This window comes from Yersinia sp. IP36721 (genome assembly GCF_003634395.1).
GTDB lineage: Bacteria > Pseudomonadota > Gammaproteobacteria > Enterobacterales > Enterobacteriaceae > Yersinia > Yersinia entomophaga.
On the sequence record NZ_QCZL01000110.1, the window covers coordinates 1 to 259 of the forward strand.

Genomic DNA, 259 nt, shown 5'->3' on the forward strand with positions numbered 1-259 from the left:
GGGTCGTGCGGGATTCGAACCTGCGACCAATTGATTAAAAGTCAACTGCTCTACCAACTGAGCTAACGACCCATTATGTATTATTGCATTACAACACTTAGAGAATAAAACCAGACAAAACAGGAAGAGGAATATCGCTGCGATAACTTCAACTTCTTTTCATTCCAGCCAATTAGGAAAGAATGGTGGGTCGTGCGGGATTCGAACCTGCGACCAATTGATTAAAAGTCAACTGCTCTACCAACTGAGCTAACGACCC

2 tRNA genes are annotated in these 259 nt (G+C 43.6%); both read right to left on the reverse strand.

Annotated features, from left to right (window positions below):
• Positions 1-72 (reverse strand) — tRNA-Lys (locus tag DBA33_RS20545).
• A gap of 111 nt (positions 73-183) precedes the next feature.
• Positions 184-259: transfer RNA gene (locus tag DBA33_RS20550), tRNA-Lys, on the reverse strand.